General features: G+C 43.3%; 16 protein-coding genes. 12 read left to right on the top strand and 4 right to left on the bottom strand.

Features of this window, described 5'->3' with window-relative positions:
* Window positions 1–228: 228 nt before the first annotated feature.
* The 7 genes from hrcA (at window position 229) to LEP1GSC194_RS18225 (ending at window position 7,309) form a co-directional block, all read left to right on the top strand.
* The gene (gene hrcA / locus LEP1GSC194_RS18255; protein WP_020774970.1) at window positions 229–1,257 is read left to right on the top strand and encodes a heat-inducible transcriptional repressor HrcA; all 1,029 of its coding nucleotides are present in this window, start codon (window positions 229–231) and stop codon (window positions 1,255–1,257) included.
* Window positions 1,258–1,270: 13 nt separating this feature from the next.
* Window positions 1,271–1,918, top strand: a complete 648-nt coding sequence (grpE, locus tag LEP1GSC194_RS18250) for a nucleotide exchange factor GrpE (RefSeq protein ID WP_020774984.1) — start codon at window positions 1,271–1,273, stop codon at window positions 1,916–1,918.
* A gap of 34 nt (window positions 1,919–1,952) precedes the next feature.
* Window positions 1,953–3,887, top strand: a complete 1,935-nt coding sequence (gene dnaK / locus LEP1GSC194_RS18245; protein ID WP_020774967.1) for a molecular chaperone DnaK — start codon at window positions 1,953–1,955, stop codon at window positions 3,885–3,887.
* A gap of 231 nt (window positions 3,888–4,118) precedes the next feature.
* A complete protein-coding gene (dnaJ, locus tag LEP1GSC194_RS18240) occupies window positions 4,119–5,234 on the top strand; it encodes a molecular chaperone DnaJ (RefSeq protein ID WP_020774985.1) in 1,116 nt (371 codons plus the stop codon).
* Window positions 5,235–5,417: 183 nt separating this feature from the next.
* Window positions 5,418–6,386: a Gfo/Idh/MocA family protein gene (locus tag LEP1GSC194_RS18235; RefSeq protein WP_020774976.1), complete on the top strand. Its 969-nt coding sequence runs from the start codon at window positions 5,418–5,420 to the stop codon at window positions 6,384–6,386.
* A 23-nt stretch (window positions 6,387–6,409) separates the two neighbouring features.
* Window positions 6,410–6,958, top strand: a complete 549-nt coding sequence (locus tag LEP1GSC194_RS18230) for a YqgE/AlgH family protein (RefSeq protein WP_020774993.1) — start codon at window positions 6,410–6,412, stop codon at window positions 6,956–6,958.
* Between the two features lie 63 nt (window positions 6,959–7,021).
* The gene (locus LEP1GSC194_RS18225; RefSeq protein ID WP_017808230.1) at window positions 7,022–7,309 is read left to right on the top strand and encodes a hypothetical protein; all 288 of its coding nucleotides are present in this window, start codon (window positions 7,022–7,024) and stop codon (window positions 7,307–7,309) included.
* Window positions 7,310–7,412: 103 nt separating this feature from the next.
* Here the strand turns inward: LEP1GSC194_RS18225 and LEP1GSC194_RS18220 are convergent, their stop codons facing one another.
* Together LEP1GSC194_RS18220 and LEP1GSC194_RS18215 are read right to left on the bottom strand one after the other, a co-directional pair.
* Complete coding sequence (locus LEP1GSC194_RS18220; protein ID WP_020774962.1) at window positions 7,413–9,950, bottom strand: ABC transporter permease; 2,538 nt, start codon at window positions 9,948–9,950, stop codon at window positions 7,413–7,415.
* On the bottom strand, window positions 9,947–10,729 hold the full coding sequence (locus tag LEP1GSC194_RS18215; protein WP_020774955.1) for an ABC transporter ATP-binding protein: 783 nt from the start codon (window positions 10,727–10,729) through the stop codon (window positions 9,947–9,949). The genes LEP1GSC194_RS18220 and LEP1GSC194_RS18215 overlap by 4 nt, the downstream gene beginning before the upstream one ends.
* Window positions 10,730–11,207: 478 nt before the next feature.
* On the opposite strand from LEP1GSC194_RS18215, the gene leuS reads away from it, so the two are divergent.
* From leuS to LEP1GSC194_RS18200, 3 genes are all read left to right on the top strand, one after another.
* Window positions 11,208–13,799, top strand: a complete 2,592-nt coding sequence (gene leuS, locus LEP1GSC194_RS18210) for a leucine--tRNA ligase (RefSeq protein WP_020774950.1) — start codon at window positions 11,208–11,210, stop codon at window positions 13,797–13,799.
* Between the two features lie 841 nt (window positions 13,800–14,640).
* A complete protein-coding gene (locus LEP1GSC194_RS18205; RefSeq protein ID WP_020774953.1) occupies window positions 14,641–15,030 on the top strand; it encodes a hypothetical protein in 390 nt (129 codons plus the stop codon).
* A gap of 603 nt (window positions 15,031–15,633) precedes the next feature.
* Window positions 15,634–15,990 (top strand): DoxX family protein, encoded by a 357-nt coding sequence (locus LEP1GSC194_RS18200; protein ID WP_020774981.1) that lies wholly within the window; start codon window positions 15,634–15,636, stop codon window positions 15,988–15,990.
* A 29-nt stretch (window positions 15,991–16,019) separates the two neighbouring features.
* Here the strand turns inward: LEP1GSC194_RS18200 and LEP1GSC194_RS18195 are convergent, their stop codons facing one another.
* Window positions 16,020–16,694, bottom strand: a complete 675-nt coding sequence (locus LEP1GSC194_RS18195) for an OmpA/MotB family protein (RefSeq protein WP_020774957.1) — start codon at window positions 16,692–16,694, stop codon at window positions 16,020–16,022.
* 129 nt (window positions 16,695–16,823) lie between these two features.
* Here LEP1GSC194_RS18195 and LEP1GSC194_RS18190 point away from each other — a divergent pair, with 129 nt between their 5' ends.
* Both LEP1GSC194_RS18190 and LEP1GSC194_RS18185 read left to right on the top strand, forming a co-directional pair.
* The gene (locus LEP1GSC194_RS18190) at window positions 16,824–17,501 is read left to right on the top strand and encodes a hypothetical protein (RefSeq protein ID WP_020774991.1); all 678 of its coding nucleotides are present in this window, start codon (window positions 16,824–16,826) and stop codon (window positions 17,499–17,501) included.
* Window positions 17,502–17,590: 89 nt separating this feature from the next.
* The gene (locus tag LEP1GSC194_RS18185; protein WP_036043742.1) at window positions 17,591–18,184 is read left to right on the top strand and encodes a TetR/AcrR family transcriptional regulator; all 594 of its coding nucleotides are present in this window, start codon (window positions 17,591–17,593) and stop codon (window positions 18,182–18,184) included.
* A gap of 162 nt (window positions 18,185–18,346) precedes the next feature.
* On the opposite strand, the gene lepB is transcribed toward LEP1GSC194_RS18185, so the two are convergent.
* A complete protein-coding gene (lepB, locus tag LEP1GSC194_RS18180; RefSeq protein WP_036043740.1) occupies window positions 18,347–18,913 on the bottom strand; it encodes a signal peptidase I in 567 nt (188 codons plus the stop codon).
* Between the last annotated feature and the right edge of the window lie 63 nt (window positions 18,914–18,976).

Raw genomic sequence — 18,976 nt, 5'->3', positions numbered from 1 at the left:
GTAGTAGTTCCTACAAAAAACCCGTTGTTCTACGATCGAGTCCGTCTTCACATACATTATGTCGCCTTTTACACCTTTTTCCGGCACTCTCCCCTCTTCGATGCCAAAAAAATCCGATTTTTACCTCTTAAATGAACCTGAATTGCTTTCTTCCTTGACATTTTTCAAGGGAATTCAGAAACTAATTGTATCAATTAGCACTCTAACATTCAGAGTGCCAGAAATCAAATGGATCTCACAGAACGCCATCGGAGAATTCTAAAAGCCCTTGTAGACGAGTTTATTCAGGAGAATCGACCCGTAGGTTCGAAAACTCTCTTTGATAAACACGACATCGGCCTTTCCCCCGCTTCGATTCGAACCGTGTTGAAGGATTTGGAAGACTACGGTTATCTCGCATCCAAACACACTTCTGGCGGAAGAATTCCGACGGAAAGGGGATATCGTTTTTACGTGGATTCACTCGTAATTCTATACGAGCTGACTCTCAAAGAAAAACAACGGATCCAACAAGAATATCTGAAGATGCAATTCAAGCTCGATCAGATTTTGAAGGCCACCGCTTCGGTGCTTTCTTCCCTGTCCAACGCGGCGGGAATCGTGATCGGTCCGGCAAAGAATTTGGACACTCTGAAACATCTGGAACTGATCCACGTTCGCGGAGACGAGATTCTGATGATTCTCGTGATGAGATCCGGAACCGTTTTACACAGAAATATTTTTGTGGATCGGAATTATTCTCAGGAAGCCCTGTATCAGATCTCTAAATATCTGAACGACAATCTGAAAGGTTACGATATATACGAAATTCAGAATGTTGTGATTCCGAAACTTGCGGTTCGAAGGGACGGACCCGAGGATTTCGCGAGAATCGCAAATCTGATTTCCTCCGCGATGACTCCGGACAATTCAGAGGTTACGTTGTATATCGACGGATTTAAAAATCTCTACGCGAATTTCAGGGACGAAGAACAACAACTTTCTCAAGTGCTTTCTCTCATGGACGACCAGGGATTTTTGAAGGAATTCTTCTCCGAATACATCGATCAGGACGGGGTATATACGATTATCGGAAAGGACGGGGATCGAAGTATGTCCGGCGTTTCCATCATAACTTGCAATTATAAGATGGGAGAGAAAAAGATCGGAGCCTTGGGAATCATAGGCCCGCAGAGAATGGATTATAACAGAGCCTTGCCGCTCGTCGACTTCACGTCGAAACTCGTCTCCGAAATGGTGACACGCATTAGTAAATAAGGGAGAGAAATGTATGGCCCAAATGTCGAATTCGGAAAATAAAACTTCGGAAGAAGTAAAGGCCAACGAGGAAAATTCTCGATCAGAAACATTAGAGGAAAGTAAATTAGAAAGTATGAATTCTGAAGAATCAACACAGACAACGGAACCGATACAAGAACCTGAAACCGCCCAGCCGGAACGTTCGCTTCAAGCCGAACTGGAAACCGCAAAAAAAGAAGCGGAGTCCCTTAAGGATTCCTGGGCCAGAGAAAGGGCCGAATTTCAAAACTTTAAACGCCGTTCCGCGCAGGAGTTCGTTTCGATTCGGAAGGAAGCCGTTAAATCGCTCGTCAGCGGTTTCCTAAATCCGATCGACAACTTGGAAAGAGTCGGGGCTACGCAGACGAATTCCGAAGAACTAAAACCCTTCGTGGAAGGTGTCACGATGATTCTCAAGGAATTTTATTCCGTATTAGAAAAATCGAATGTAGTTAGGTTTGATCCGAAAGGAGAATCCTTCGATCCGATGTCGATGGAAGCTCTTTCTTCCGAGGAAGGGGATCAATACGCGGAAGAGACGGTGATAGACGTGTATCAGCCCGGTTATTACTACAAGGAAAACGAAGACAAGTTTACGCTTCGGCCCGCAAGGGTTCGCATCGGTAAACCGAAGTCATAATTAGAATCTCAAGGAAGTATAAAGGAGAAAAACAATGTCCAAAGAAAAAATTATAGGAATCGACTTAGGCACTACTAACTCGGTCGTATCCGTTATGGAAGGTGGAGACCCGGTCGTCATTCAAAACTCCGAAGGAGCGAGAACCACTCCTTCTATCGTAGCGTTTACCGCAAAAGGAGAAAATCTGGTAGGTCAGTTCGCAAAGAACCAGGCGATCACCAACGCGGTCAATACGATTCGTTCCGCAAAACGATTTATCGGACGCAGACTCAGCGAATGCGAATCCGAACTGAAACACGTTTCCTACAAAGTCGTTCGTTCCGGAAACGAGGGAGTTAAGTTTGAAACTTCCGCGGGAGAATTCACTCCTCAGGAAATTTCCGCCCGCGTCCTCATGAAAATGAAACAAACCGCGGAAGACTATCTCGGTCAAAAAGTAACCAAGGCGGTGATTACCGTTCCCGCTTACTTCAACGACGAACAACGTCAAGCGACTAAGGACGCGGGAAGAATCGCCGGTCTCGACGTGGAAAGGATCATCAACGAACCGACCGCCGCTGCGCTCGCTTACGGTTTTGATAAGAAACATATCAATTCCAAAATCGCGGTTTACGACTTAGGAGGAGGAACGTTCGACATTTCCATCCTCGAACTCGCGGACGGGGTTTTCGAAGTGAAGTCCACAAACGGGGATACGCACCTCGGCGGGGACGACTTCGACATGGCGATCATGGAATGGATGATCTCCGAATTTAAGAATCAAACGGGAATCGATATTTCCGCGGACAAGAATACCGTTCAGAGATTGAAAGAAGCCGCTGAAAAAGCGAAGATCGAACTTTCCGGAACGATGTCCACTCAGATCAATCTTCCGTTTATCACCGCGGACGCTTCGGGTCCGAAACATTTGGATATGACTCTTTCCAGAGCCAAGTTCGACCAACTTACAAAGTCTCTAGTGGATCGTACGAAAATTCCATGCGAGAATGCGCTTCGCGACGCGGGTCTAAAAGCTTCCGATATCGACGAAGTAATCTTAGTCGGAGGTTCGATTCGAATTCCTGCGGTTCAAGAACTCGTAAAACAGATCTTCGGAAAAGAACCGAACAAATCCGTAAACCCGGACGAAGTCGTTGCGGTTGGAGCCGCGATTCAAGGCGGGGTTTTAGCGGGAGAAGTTTCGGACGTACTTCTTCTGGACGTGACTCCTCTTTCACTCGGTATCGAGACCTTAGGCGGAGTGATGACAAAACTGATCGAAAGAAACACCACGATTCCCACCAAGAAATCCCAGGTGTTCTCTACGGCGGCGGACAATCAATCGGCCGTTTCGATTCACGTTCTTCAAGGGGAAAGAGAAATGGCTTCCGCAAACAGAACGCTGGGACGTTTTGATCTGATCGGAATTCCACCCGCGCCGAGAGGAGTTCCTCAAATCGAAGTCACGTTCGATATCGACGCGAACGGAATCGTACACGTTTCCGCAAAAGATCTCGGAACGGGTAAGGAACAAAAGATCAGAATCGAATCCTCTTCCGGATTGTCCGAAGACGAAATTCAAAAGATGGTCAAAGACGCGGAAGCGCACGCGGCCGCGGACAAGGCTCAAAGAGAAGTGATCGAAGCAAAGAACGAGTTGGACACGATCGCCTATTCTCTCGAAAAAACCGTGAACGACGCGGGGGACAAGATCGGAGCGAGCGAAAAACAACTTGCGACGGACGAAATCAAACGCGCACGGGAAGCGATCGAAAGTAACGATAAGGCTAGAATAGAATCCGCAAAAGCTTCGATTTCTAAAATTGCTTCCGATATCGCGACTAAGATTTATTCACAAGGCGCACCGGGCGCGGAACAGCCCGCAGGAACCGCAGATGGTCCAGGACCGAACGACCAGGGCAATTCCGCGAACAATGGGGAAAAGGTCGTCGACGCGGATTATACCGTAGTGGACGATGAGAAAAAGTAAGAGTTTATGGAGCGATCCAAGTCGAGTCCATAAAACCCGAAAGCATATTCGATGTTTCTATATTTAGGTTTTTTGAATATAAGAAATTTAAGTTTTGAAAAATCGATAAAACTTTGAAGATTAGCCGCGTGCGAAAGTTTAAAAAACTTTTCTACGCGGCATCATCTAAAGTGTTGAAAACAAAGTCGAAAAAAAAGAGCGGAACGTTCAACACAACTTTGGAATAAAATAATGAGTGAAAGAAGTTATTATGATATTCTTGGAGTTTCCAAGAGCGCCAACGACGAGGAAATCAAATCCGCATATCGTAAGTTAGCGATCAAATATCATCCGGATAAAAACAAGGGTGATAAGGAATCCGAGGAAAAATTTAAAGAAGCCACCGAAGCCTACGAGGTTTTACGGGACGCGAAAAAACGTCAGGCTTACGATCAGTTCGGTAAGGCGGGTGTCGGAGCAACCGGAGCCGGTGGATTCGGCCAAGGCGCTTACACTGACTTTTCCGACATTTTCGGAGACTTCGGAGATATCTTCGGTGATTTCTTCGGCGGCGGAGGCAGGGGTGGTGGCGGAAGAAGGTCCGGTCCTCAAAGAGGATCCGACTTACGTTATAACTTGGAAGTTTCCTTGGAAGACGCCGCACTCGGCAGAGAATACAAAATCGAAATTCCTCGTTTGGAATCTTGCGGAGATTGTAACGGCTCCGGAGCGAGCAAAGGAAGTTCACCGGTCACTTGTCCGGATTGTGGCGGCTCAGGTCAGATCCGAAGAACTCAAGGATTCTTTTCCGTTGCCACAACTTGTCCCACTTGTAGGGGAAAAGGAACGACGATTTCCAATCCTTGCAAATCTTGCGGGGGACAAGGTCTTCAAGAAAAACGCAGAACGATCAACATTAAAATTCCTCCGGGAGTAGAAACCGGCTCCAGACTCAAAGTATCGGGAGAAGGAGAAGCCGGACCGAACGGCGGACCTCACGGCGATCTTTATGTGGTGACACATATAAAGAGGCACGAACTTTTCGAGCGTCAAGGAAACGACCTGATTCTCATTCGAAAGATTACTTTAGCTCAAGCGATTCTCGGAGCGGAAATCGAAGTCCCAACGATCGACGGTAAAAAAGCAAAGATGAAAATTCCGGAAGGAACTGAATCCGGACAAGTATTCCGATTGAAAGGTCATGGAATGCCTTATCTCGGAGCCTACGGAAAAGGAGATCAGCACGTTGTGGTAAAGATCGAAATTCCGAAAAAGATCACGAGAAAACAAAGAGAGTTGATAGAGGAATTCGCCAGAGAATCCGGGGAAAACATTCCCGGCTCCAAGGGAAAAATCTTTACAAAGTAAAAAGACTTCATTCTTTGCTTTAAAAATTAAAAAGGATCGGTGGAAGCGAATTCTAAAATCCATTCGTTTACTTCTATTGACCGAAAAATTGTAGGACCGCAAAAGTTTAGGATCCTCTTTTATAAAGAACCGGGACAGGAACCCGAATAACGCATTCAAGATGCGTAATGAAAAGGAAATGCAATGACGGAAAGAATAAAACTCGGTGTGATCGGAACCGGACACATGGGTCAGTATCACGTAAACGTGGCGAAAACCCTAAACGATGCGGTCCTCGTAGGAATCTACGACTCGGATATCGAAAGAGCCAAACAAATCGCGGAAAAACACAAAACATCGGCATTTGCGACGATCGACGAGTTGATTTCGAAAACGGACGCGATCGTCATCGCCGTTCCTACTTTTTTACATCATGAAATCGCAAAAAAAGCGCTGGAAGCCAACAAACACGTATTAGTCGAAAAACCGATCGCGGAAACGACCGACCAAGCCAAGGAACTCGTAAAAATCGCGGCGGACAAAAATCTGATTCTTCTCGTGGGTCATGTGGAAAGATTCAACGGGGCAGTATTAGAATTAGGTAAAATTGTAAAAGACCCTTTACTCATCGAATCGAGAAGGCTCGCGCCTTTTAATCCTAGAATCAAAGACGTAGGAGTCGTTCTCGACATGATGATTCACGATATCGATATCGTGTTGAATCTGGTCAACTCTCCCGTTAAAAAACTTTCAGCGTCCGGAACGAAAGTTTTATCCGATCACGAGGACGTGGCAAGCGTTTTGCTCGAATTCGAAAACGGCTGTCTTGCAAGTATCACCGCGTCCAGGGCGACTCAGGCAAAAATTAGAACCTTGAATATCACTCAAAAAGACGTGTACATCATGCTCGATTTTACGGATCAGGAAATCGAACTGCATAGGCAGGCCACTTCCGATATTCTTCTTTTATCCGAAGAGATTAAGTATCGTCAGGAATCGATCGTGGAAAAGATTTTCGTTCACAAAGACAATCCGCTCAAACAAGAGCACGAACATTTTATCCGTTGTATAAAAAAAGAAACGGTTCCGATCGTACATAGAAACTCCGACGTTTCCACTTTGGAAATCGCTTATCAAATTCTTTCTGAAATTCACGGAACTTCTAAAAAGTAATCCGGTCTAAAATTGGTTAAAACATGGAAGACACTTATAACGGAAAAATTCTAATCTCCAACTCTTCGATCGTCATGGATTATTTCAACCAAACGGTTATCTTGCTTGTGGAACACGACAGTCAAGGCGCCTTCGGTTTGGTGTTGAATAAAAGACAGGAAACTTTCATCGGAGAAGTCATCCAAGGTATCCCGAATCACGTTAGCCGAAATCTTCCGATTTATTCCGGAGGTCCGGTCGATCCTACGTTTATATCCGTATTACACGAAGACGATAAAATTTCCCAACCTGGGGTCGAAATTATCCCGGGCCTGTATCTCGCGAGAAGTTTCGATACCCTTCTGGAATTATTGGAATCCGCCTCCAAGTTTCACGTATATCAAGGATATTCCGGTTGGGGCGCGGGTCAGTTGGAAACCGAGATGAACCGTAAGTCTTGGGTGATTCACGAAGCCACAAAAGATTTTGTCTTAAATCAAGATCCCGAAACGACCTGGCAGGAAGCTCTCAAAAGTAAGGGCGGAATTTACAAGTATTTCATCGAACATACCAAAGATCCTATGTTGAACTAAGACCGTTTTTAACCTTTACAACAAGGTCCGAACTTTTAGGATTAGAAAACGAGAGGTTAAAGTATGAAAAAGTTTCAAGGTCTGTTTTTTATTTTTACGATTCTAATTTCTTTATTCCTGATTGAAGACCTTTCCGCAGACGGTTGTTATATTTGTACTTCCGGATCCACGGACCTTTGCAGAGACTATTGCAGATATATCGGCTCCGATACTTTTGATAACAGAAAAAAATGTCAGGACAAAGGTTGTAAGGTAGGCGGAACCGCTTCTTGTCCGACCGCCTCCAACTACAAGGTTTGCTCCGCTAAACTGAACGTTTCCACTCCGGAACTTTTCGCTTCGAACCGATAAAAATCCGCTTACGTTTTGGGACGAACTCTTAATAATCTTATAGAGTAAAGGACGCACATATTCCTTTGGCCGCTTTCCGAAATCGTAAAACGACCGCAAAACTTCAAAGCGCCTTCATAAAACTAACGGGAGGATTTTTCCATTCTCCCCTTAGGTTCAAATAATAAACCGAAGTCGTCGCAAAAATCGTAAACACATAGACAAGAACATATTCAAAAAACGGATGCGAGGATTGTATCTCTAAAATCTGTCGACCGATCAATACGCTCGCCGCCCAAGCTAAAAACAAGGCCAACAAAAACGAAAACGTCCCCAGAAGAATTCCTTCCCACAAAAACACCTTTCTCAAAAAACCGGATGTTCCGCCGATGATACGCAACAACGTAGTCTCTTCGATTCTTTCTTTGCGGTTCGAGTTCAAGGCAGTCAAAACGAGCAACAAAGAGGCTCCTAAGATCAACCAGGTCATCAATCGAATCGTAAAGGAAATTTTTTCCAAAATTCCAACGAAGGCGCGTACGGCCTTGTCCGTATCGATGATCGTTAAATTCGGATATTTCGAGATCAGATTTTTCTGAAGGTCGTATCTTTTTTCCTCGGACTCGATCCTTAAGGAACTCAGATAATAACTCGGCGCCTTTTCCAAAATTCCTTTCGAAAACAAGACGACAAAGTTCGGCCTCATGTCCGCCCAGTTTACGGTTCTGAAGTTTCGAATGACGCCGGTCACTTCCACCCCGCCGATAAGAAACGTCAAACTGTCCCCCAAGTTCACTTTCAAATACGTGGAGAATTCCTTTTCCACCGAAATTTGATCCTCTTCCCCTTTTCTCCAAAAATCTCCGTCTACGATTTTTTCCGTAGGATACGGATCGTTTCGATACGAAAGAAAATATTCCCGGGTTCTCGCGGTGGATCTCCAATCTCTTTTGAAGGCGGAGGTTTCGGTTTCGTCCTTTTTAACCGTTTCCCCGTTGATCTTGGACAATCTCGCGCCGATCACGGGCGCAACGATCACCTTCTCCGCGCCGAATTCCTTCACAACTTCTTCGAAGTGTTCTTTTTGTTCGGCTCGAATATCCATCACGAAAAGATTCGGTCTTCTTTCCTTGTCCTTGGCTCCGCTGTATTCCAAAAGACTTTCGCTTACGATCAGAGACAAAAGAAGAATAAACAGGGAACTTGTCAGCCCGATGACGGAAAGCGAAAGAGAGGTTCCGGGTCTGTCGAATTTTCCGATGATAAACCTTACGAACGGAGAAAAGTCGCCTTGATCCCTGTATCCGGAAATCAATATTCTAATTCCGGAATATACTAAAAATACGATCAATGGTAGAACGAGTAAGACGCTGCAAAGGATCAAACCTTTCAGAGGACTTTCGGTTTCCCACCAGGCCAACATAAAAAACAAAAGAAACAGGATCGAATAACCCATAACCTGAGTGATTCTGAATTTAGGAACTCGATTCGTTTCCTCCTGAAATTCCTGTTTGAGGGCGAGGATCGGTTTTAGAGTTCGAATTTCGATCAACGATTCTATGGAAGAGAAAAAAGGAATTAAGATTCCGATCAAAAGCCCCCAGAGTAGGGATGAAAATCCTAGGGTGGGTTGAAAGTTCAGTATTTCTTCTCCCGCAAAATCGGGAATCCATTTCAACAATACGTTTCCGAATAAGACGCCTAAAATCGAACCGATCAAAGAAAAGAAAAACAATTCTCCCAAGACGATCATACTTACGGTTCTAGGACTCGCTCCCAAACATTTTAAGACCGCGAGCGCTCCCGACTTTTCCCGAATTCCCGCTCTGCTTACGAGTAAAATGGAAATTCCTCCTAAGAAAAACGCGGACAAACCGAGGAGACTGAAAAAATCCAACGTGTTTGTCAAAAACTTTCTGGAGCCGGAATTCGTTTCCGTCGAATCGTAAAGAGTTAAGTCTTTTTGAATATACTCCTTAAAGTTCGTTTCCTTATACTTCCCTGCGACGGAAGAATCCTTGAGTTTGATCGGAACCAAATAACTGATTCTAGAACCTCTTTGTTCCAGTCCCGTTCCTGCAAGAGAAGATCCCGATATGATCGAAGTGGGGGCCATGGACAGAAAACTTCCGGCAATTCCCGGTTCTTTCAGAACTTTTCCTTTTAAAATAAATTCCCTTTCTCCAAGCGAAACGGAGGATCCGATCTTCAGTTTTAAGTTCTTGATTAAACTCTCTTCGAGTAGAATTTCCCCTTCTTTGAGCAACCGATACGCACCCGCCGGTTCGGTTATAATTTCCCCGTAATATGGAAAACTCCCGGACATCGTTTTGATCAAGGACAGGGAAGTTTCGTCGTTTTCCCGATTTCGGAGCATCGACGCAAACTGCACGAGTTCGGAGGTTGTCGAGCCCTTTGGCAGGCTTTGAGACATAAATTCCTTTTGTTCCCGAGTCAACGGAGAAGAGGACTGAACGAGCAAATCGGAGCCCATTAAATTACGCGCTTCCTTTAAAATGGAACGGCTCAATTCTTCCCTGTAGGAGTGAATCGCCGTAACGGAACCGGTTCCGATCGCAATCGCCAATACGATCTGCAACGCGGAACTCTTTCTGGACTTAAATTCGCGCGAGATGGATTGAATCAATAATTTGAATTTCATCTTTTTTTCCGAGAAACCTTTTTCTTTGCGGCCGGACGTTGGAAAACGGGCTTTTTATTTGCGGGAGAAATTTCGGAATTTTTTAAGGAGCGATTTTTCTTTCCGTGAATTTCTTTGACGATACGTCCATCACTCATTTCTAATATACGATCGGCGAGTTCCGCCACGGAACGATCGTGAGTGACTACGATTAACGTCGAGGAAGTTTTTTGATTCAACTCCGCGAGAAGGTTCATCACCATCTCGCCGTTTTTCTTATCCAAGTTCGCGGTAGGTTCGTCCGCAAAAAGAATCTTAGGATTGTGTATGAAGGATCTTGCAATTGCGATCCTTTGTTCTTCTCCTCCTGAAAGTTGTCCCGGAAAGTTGGAAGCCCTTTCCTTCATGGAAACCTTTTCCAACCAAGTCAAAGCCCGATCCCGGATTTGAGTGGAATTCAACTTCGAATTCAACACGAGAGGTAACGATACGTTTTCCAACGCATTGAGAGATTTTATCAACTGAAAATTTTGAAAGATGAATCCTATCTTCTCTCCCCTCAGCTTTGCCAGTTCGTCCTCGTCCTTTTGGAGAAGAGGAACGCCGTCTAAAACGACTTCTCCGTCGTCGGGACGATCCAAACCCGCCGAAATTGCAAGCAATGTGGACTTTCCGGAACCCGAAGGTCCGATGATCGCGATGAATTCTCCTTCTTCAATCCGAAAGGAAACGTCTTTTAATACTTCGAGTTTTTTTCCGGAAACCAAATAAGACTTATTGATATTTTTTACTTGTAACAAACCAAACACCTTTCCTTATCGGATTGAAAAAAGAAATAAATTTCCAATCGATCGACTATCATAGATTGGAAACCCGCTTTTAAAAAAGCATTCCACATAAAACAAAAGATCGGATTTTTTTTAAAAAAAATTCCACTTATTTCCGATCAAGGTCCGTTAATTTTTTTTGACTCTAAACAACCTGGTTTTTATAACGTAATCTCCGATTCGCCGGGAAGGGATGTTGTTGGGTCCAGTTTCTTTCCGGATTTATTGACAGTCTGTAAATAAAACAAATCAATATGGATATATCTGGGAGCAAAATGCAATTACTCGAAGAAAAAGAAACAAAACCGAAAGGAGTCCAAATATTGACTTGCACCGGATGCAGATCAAAAGTCGCGCAACTTTACCAATATGATCTTTGCAAATCTTGTTTGAGTAAAACATTTCAAAGATTGATCAAGGTAATCGACTCAGTAAGAAAGTAAGGATCGAAATGCAATATCCGTTTCAGGAAGTAGAATCTTTTTGGCAAAAATTCTGGGAAGAAAACAAAAGCTTTCAAACAAACATCCGGTCTTCTAAACCGAAATTCTACTGCTTGGATATGTTTCCTTATCCTTCCGGAGCCGGACTTCACGTAGGTCACCCCGAAGGATATACGGCAACCGACATTCTTTCCCGATTCAAAAGAATGAAAGGTTTCGAAGTCCTGCATCCCATGGGTTGGGATGCGTTCGGACTTCCCGCAGAACGTTACGCAATGCAGACCGGAGTTCATCCGGCTATCACCACAAAAAACAATATCGATAATTTTCGCCGTCAAATTCAGATGATCGGTCTGTCTTACGACTGGTCCCGCGAGTTATCTACAACCGACCCTGATTATTATAAATTCACTCAGTGGATCTTTATCCGACTCTATCAATCTTGGTTCGATCCGGACTTGAAAAAGGCCGTATCCATAGACGCACTCACCCAAAGATTCTCCGTAAAAGGCTCCGCAGGCCTGGATTACGGGCAATTCAGCGCGGATGAATGGAAACAATTCTCCGTGGCCGATAAAGAAAAAATTCTTTCCGATTTCAGACTGGTATATCAGGCCGAAATTCCGGTGAACTGGTGCGAGGCGCTCGGAACCGTTCTTGCCAACGAAGAAGTGGAAGAATGGGTCGGCAAGGGTTACGAGGTCGTTCGTAAACCGATGCGTCAATACATGATGAGAATCACCGCTTACGCGGATCGCCTTTTGGAAGATCTCAAACTCGTTCAATGGCCCCCTTCTACTTTAGAGATGCAAAAAAATTGGATCGGCAAAAGCGAAGGTCTGGAGATTACATTTCCGTTTAAAAAAACCTTGGACAGCGGCTTAGACGGAATCCGAATTTTTACAACAAGGCCCGATACGATTTTCGGAGTGACTTATATGGTCGTAGCTCCGGAACATCCGATCGTTTCCGAAATCACAACTCCCGAACAAAAACAAAAGGTGGAAGAATATCAAAAAGCTTCTTCTTTGAAAAGTGATTTGGATCGGATGGAATTGACCAAGGAAAAAACCGGCGTTTTTACCGGCGCTTTCGTTCTCAATCCGGCAAATCCTTCTCAGGAAATTCCGGTTTGGATCAGCGATTACGTGTTATACGGATACGGAACCGGAGCCATCATGGCCGTTCCCGCTCACGATCAAAGAGACTTTGAGTTTGCAAAAACATTCGGATTAAAAATTCTTCCCGTCATCGAAGGTGATATCGCGGATGCGGCCTTCGATTCTAAAACGTCGATCTGCATTCATTCTTCCTCTTCCGAAATTTCTATCGATGGATTGGATTATACTTCCGCTTCTTCCAAGATCATCGTTTGGGCGGAATCCAAAAAGATCGGAAAGAAAAAAATTCAGTTCAAACTCAGGGACTGGCTCTTTGCAAGACAAAGATATTGGGGGGAACCGATTCCGTTGGTTCATTATCCGTCCGGAGTCACAAAGCCGATTCCCGAATCCGAACTTCCATTAGAACTTCCTAATTTAGAAGAGTTTAAACCTTCTGGCACGGGAGAATCCCCTCTCGCTCTCGCAAAAGAATGGTTACGATACAAAGATCCGGAGACGGGAGAAATCGGAACGAGAGAAACGAACACGATGCCTCAGTGGGCCGGTTCGTGCTGGTATTATCTGCGTTATATCGATCCTAAAAACGGAAAACTCTTTTGCGATCCCGAGTTGGAAAAAAAATGGATGCCCGTCGATCTTTACGTAGGCGGTTCCGAACACGCGGTGCTTCACCTTCTCTATTCAAGATTTTGGCATAAATTTTTATACGATATCGGAGTCGTTTCCACTCGGGAACCGTTCGCCAAACTGATTCATCAAGGTTTGATCCTCGGAGAAGACAAACGTAAGATGTCCAAATCCCTCGGAAACGTGGTCAACCCCGACGACGTCATCCAAGAATACGGAGCGGACAGTCTCAGACTTTTCGAGATGTTTATGGGCCCTCTGGAAATGGTAAAACCTTGGAGTACGAGAGGTGTGGAAGGTGTATTCCGTTTTTTGAATAGGATTTGGAGACTTTTTCACGGCGGAGAAGGAGAATCCTTTCGTTTGGACGAGATCCCGCCTACTCCCGAAGAATTGAAAATTCTTCATAAGACGATTCAGAAAGTCGGCGAAGACATTCCGAACTTTTCTTTCAACACGGCTATCTCGCAGCTGATGATCTTTGTGAACGAGTTCACTCCTTCGGATAGAAGACCGAGGGAAGTTTTGGAATCCTTCATTCTTCTTTTGGCTCCGTTTGCCCCGCACCTCGCGGAAGAACTCTGGAAACGTTCCGGCAGAAACGAATCCCTTTCCTATACAAAATTTCCGGAAGCCGATCCTCAACATCTGATCGAATCGGAAATTTTAATCGTGGTTCAAATCAACGGAAAGTTACGAGACGAGTTCAAAGCTCCGAAGGAAGTTTCGGGGGCGGATGCGATTTCTATGGCTAAGAATCTGGATAAAATCAAGGGAATTTTGGAAGGGAAAACGATCCGTAAGGAAATCTACGTTCCGGGAAAGTTAGTCAATTTAGTGATCGGCTAAGTTTCTTCAACGCGCCTCTTACGTTACCACAAGTTAAGAAGGATCAAAAACACACGTTTCAAGTGGCGAGTGGTTAGGACTTACAACAATAAAATGCAAGTGTTCCGACAGGAATTCCACTTTTTACTTGCAAAAAGTATGATTTTCTGATAGAGAAAAGCCTCCCGAGGATTCCCACCTCCCACCCCTCCACCCAAAATATAGGGTGGGGCCGATCGTTTACGGAGGATTGTCGTAATTCCGACAGATTTATCTTGAGATCCAAGTACTTGTGGTAACGTTATGGTAGAGAGCGTTTCACTCGAATTCAGGAAGCGTTGTGGCCAAAAGCCGCGAAGCGGGAGAAACTCAATGTTGGTTCTTATCAAAGATAAGATCTTCGTAGAGCCGTTATACAACTTTAAAACAAACAGTTACTTAAAGTAAGTTCTGTAAAACCGATGCGAAAGCGATTGAAGCGGAATCAACAAATTGGAATAACGAAAAAATTTCTCTTTTAGTGGTCTATCAATTTGTTGATTGGAGCAGAAAGCGCGGTCCGGTCCAGTTTTGCCGTAAGAAAAAACTGGGCCGGATTCGCCCAAACTTCCGCAACGAACTCACGTCATTTAAAATTTCGTTTTGATCCGAGCCGGAACTTTCAATTCTTCAAAGATTGACAGAATTCCCGAAAGAATGGAATTTGATTTCCACAAACTAGATTGAAGAGTTCCCGCGTTTTAGATGTCAGGGTGAATCATTTACAATTGTAATGCAAGGTCAACCTGACATCTAATACCTATCCACCGACTCCTGGAACGTGGGAACTCTTACAATCTCGGATATCTACTCGAGGATTTGAATGAAAAAAACAATCACCCTTTTAGCGGCAATTGTCTGCGTGTTCTCCACCCTTATAACCGTTCCGCTCTTGGCCGAACCGGAAAGAAAAATCGAAACGACGGTTCACGACTTTATGGAAGATTACGCGAAAGCCGCAGTCAAAGCGGCAAAAAAAGGAAAACCGGAATACATCGAAAAAATCCTAACGACAATTCCGGACTTCGCACTCGAAGAACAAAAAGCCAAGTGGACCGAAATATCTCAGGAAGCCTTAAAGACGAAAGACTACGAACAATCCTGCAAATCCTGTCACAAAGAATTTAAGAAAGAATACAAAAAAACTTATAGAAAAAGACCGATTCAAGTTTCTCCGGAATTGATCTCCTATCTGAAGGGACTCAGGAAATAAATTTTTGATTTTCAAAATATATAAAATTGAATCGTTGAAAAGTTTGTAAGAGAGAATTATACCGCGGTAAAAGAACTTTATTATGATGTCGTTTGGAATTGGCTCCCTCAAGACATACGGAATGAAATCGAAGAAAATTAGATTTTTCTAATTTAATGCGGGTTAAATTATCTTAAACTTCATGAGAAGATTGTTTTTCTACGCCAAAAACGTATTCCGAATTTCAATTTCCTAAGAACTTGTCCCAAAACTCGAAAAGAAAAGCGTAGGAGTTCCCGCGTTTCAAGTGCCCGACGGGTTTTAGGACCGTTATAAAAAATTTTTCCAAAAGATTTTTTTCTTGTACATTTTCAAGTTTTCCTATGATGACCGAGTTAATTCGAGGTCTGCCTATGAATTCAATTTCAAATCGTTTCCTAAACAAAAAGGAAGTTTTTAGAAAGGAAGAATTACGTAGAAAACATATGAGTTCCCTTCGTATCTCCGGCTTTCAGGTTAAGATTAGAAAGCAGAAAAATCGATTGCGAAGAAGTGAAAAGAGAACGCTTTGAGATATTGGAACGACCGCTTAAGCTTAGTTTTATATTATAAAAAGGAAAATTTATGCCGGACTTAAAAATCATCAGCCTTTATACGATGGCGATCTTATATATTGTAGCGGGAATACTCCATTTCGTATTACCAAGATTTTATCTGAGAATTATGCCCCCTTACATTCCTTATCCTGAATTTATAGTTTATCTTAGCGGTGTAATCGAAATAGGGCTCGGAGCGATGTTATTGTTTTCAGAAACGAGACAACTCGGAGCTTGGGGGATAATCCTTTTATTGATCGCCGTGTTTCCGGCAAACTTATATCATTATCGGTCCAGAAGAAAAACCGACCCTCCGAAATGGGCCTTACTTTTAAGGCTCCCCCTTCAACTTTTATTGATTTATTGGGCTTATATCTTCACCTAAAATTCAATTTTAAGAATATTCCGGAAAAATTAATTGGAATATTTTTTCAACTCTTCCATTCCGGGAAGATTACTCAGATCCGGAACGATTACGATCTCGATTCTTCGATTTGCGGAACGATTTTCGGGGGATGTATTCGGAAGCGCCGGTCTGGAGGCTCCCATACTCGCGGCGCTGATTCTCACTTCGGGCATCCCGGCCTTAATCATCGTGTGAAGAACGTTAAGCGCTCTTGAAGAAGCCAATTCCCAATTCGTATAACCTTTGATACCCGTCGGAGTATCATCGGTATGCCCTTCTATTTGAAAACGTTTTCCTTCCAAAGAAGCGAGTAAGACGGTCACTTCCCGAATCGCCGCAGTTCCCGCAGGTGATAAGAATGCGGAACCCACCGGAAAGAGAATGTCCGAGGAAAGAACTACGACCATCCTTCCGTCTATAATCTTAATTTTAAGTTTACCCGCGTCGATCAAGGATCGAAAAGCCGACATTAATCCTCTGTATTCCTGAATTCTTTGCTCCGATTCTTCTTGAATTCGTTTTAATTCGTCCAAAGAACGGGAAAGATCCCCTTTTTCTCCGAGAATTCTTTGGTTTTCCAATTTCGACTCTTCATAGGACTTTAGAAGAGATTCATATTTCGAATTAGAAACACACTGGGCCAGAGTCAAAATAACAAAAACAGGAAGAAACTTAAATTTCATGGAATTCCGCCGAAATGATATCTATTTTATTTGTCGGCGAATCCTAAAAAAACAAAAGATAGATGAATGAATAAAAAAATCTTTTCATCAAGTAAACACTTGAGTACACTACAGAAGAAGAGAATTCAAATGAACGAACCAATTTCCAAATCAATCGGATTTTTTCCCCTAATGCTCTTTTTGACGATTTTCCACCTTCCGAATTCCCTTACTCCTCAGGACACAACACCCGCCGGGACTTTCGTCTCGGGAAAATCCGTCGAAGGAAAAAGAGAACTCAGGCTTTATTTGGAAGAAGTCAGAAGAAATCTACGGGATTCCGGATACAGCATAGACAAAAAACATCAATTCAACGGCGCGGTCTTCAAGGGCAACTCTGTTATTTATAAAATTCATCTTCCATTTATCCAAGAAGAAGGAATTCAAAAATATAAATTGGGAATCGGCTTGGCGCACGACGACTCCGCTCATTCTTTTCTGGTTCAAATTTATAGAAGTGATAAAAAAGATAAAAAGATCGCGGCTATTTTTTCGGCGTATGCCGATCCGGTTTTCTTTTACGAGTTCGATTATACTAGTTCGGGCAATCATTTTTTAGTCGAAATCACTTTAGAAGATTCTACTTTAAACGTTGCCAATTTCGAACTTTTATTCAGCACCTTGGTAAGTTATCAATCCGACAAAAATAAAAAAGACGATAAACGCCAATATAATCCCAATCAAAATAATCCTGGCTTCGGACCTTATCCTTCCATCATTCCGAACGAGACTAGAAATTATTTTGAGGTTTTTAAAAAAGAATTTTGACGTTTGAATGATAGAATATTAAAATATTTGAAAAAGGTTTTAGGACCGTTCCGCAAATGGAGGTCCGTAATTCCGGAGTTAGCGAAAAAGTGTTAAGAAAAGACGGAAGTCCTCTATATCCCCTAAATAGAGACTATAAAAATTCGCGTGAAAGAATTTTAGAAGGAGCGGCGATTGCGTTTTCACGAAGAGGTTTTCACGGAACGTCCTTGAGAGAAATCAGTAAAGAATGCGGCTTAGAACAACCCAGTATTTATCACCATTTTCATTCCAAAGAAAATCTTTTTAGAAAAGCTTTGATTGCCACTCACCTACTCATTCTCAACGAGATCAGAAGGAAAGTCGTTCGAGATCAAGGTCTGCACGTAGAAGTAATTTCCATCTTCAAGGCGGTCGCCGAAATCGCAAAAACCTATCCTGATAGAGCAAGATTGCCTTTCAGTCTGATTTATTCGGCTCCCGTAAATTTACAAAACGAATACAGCGAAAAATACGGAAGCCAATATAGAAAATTACTCGAGGTCGCTTTTCAAAGGAACGAAAAGGTTCAAATGAAAGAAGAAAAACTTTCCCTTTGTGTGGATCTTTTACACAGCTTGATTCTCGCCTGTTCCGTGGAGGCTTTATACTTGGATCGAGTACGCGGTTTGGAGGAAAGGGTCCGGCTGATTTTGGAATTTTAAAGCCGTAACTTACAATAATTTTCTAATATTTGAATATTCAAAGTTTTGACATATAGAGGGCTTTCGCCTTGGTAACTTAGGCAGAACGCTTCCTATGGAGCGCGATCCGGGTTCCGTCCCTGGCGCTGCGATCCATAGAAAGCGGTAGCACTTTAGTTTCGCTCATAAAAAGATCCAAACTTTCCCTCTCAATTTTTGAAACGGAACGAGGCCGTAATTCCTTGAATCCGTCGAGTTCTCTCGGTTATCGCCTAACACTAAAAAGTAACCGGGAGGAATTCTACCCGCGTCTCCGATCGGAACGTTACCTTTGATCGCGGTCATCGGAATCATCGAAAGAGAAGGTGCGATTGTTTTAAAACCCGGTTTTAAGAACGTTTCTTGAAGAGGTCCGTCGTTGATTAGAACTCGATCGTTTTCAAAACGGAAATAATCCCCTGGAAGTCCGACGACTCTTTTCAAACTCAACTCTTCCTCAAGCCCGTCCAAAACGAGAACTTCGAAACGATTTACCCGACCTTCAAGGAAAGAAATTTCCCATTTTCCGATGCGGGCCGGAAAACCGAGTTTTGTGACTAAAATTAAATCCCCTTCCTTATAAGAAGGAGCCATTGAGTAGCCCGAAATGAAGTAAATTTGAAATAAAAAAATCCGTATCAAAAGAATCGTAAACAAAGAAAGAAAAACGGGAAGAATAATACGTGAGTATTTTCTTATATTCTCTTTCATTACGAGATTTTTCATAAGACCCTAATACATTCTTTCGAGTCATATTTAAGGTGGCAAATCGAA

The sequence above is a fragment of the Leptospira alstonii serovar Sichuan str. 79601 genome, from assembly GCF_000347175.1.
GTDB lineage: Bacteria > Spirochaetota > Leptospiria > Leptospirales > Leptospiraceae > Leptospira > Leptospira alstonii.
This window is presented reverse-complemented; position numbering and strand designations above follow the sequence as displayed.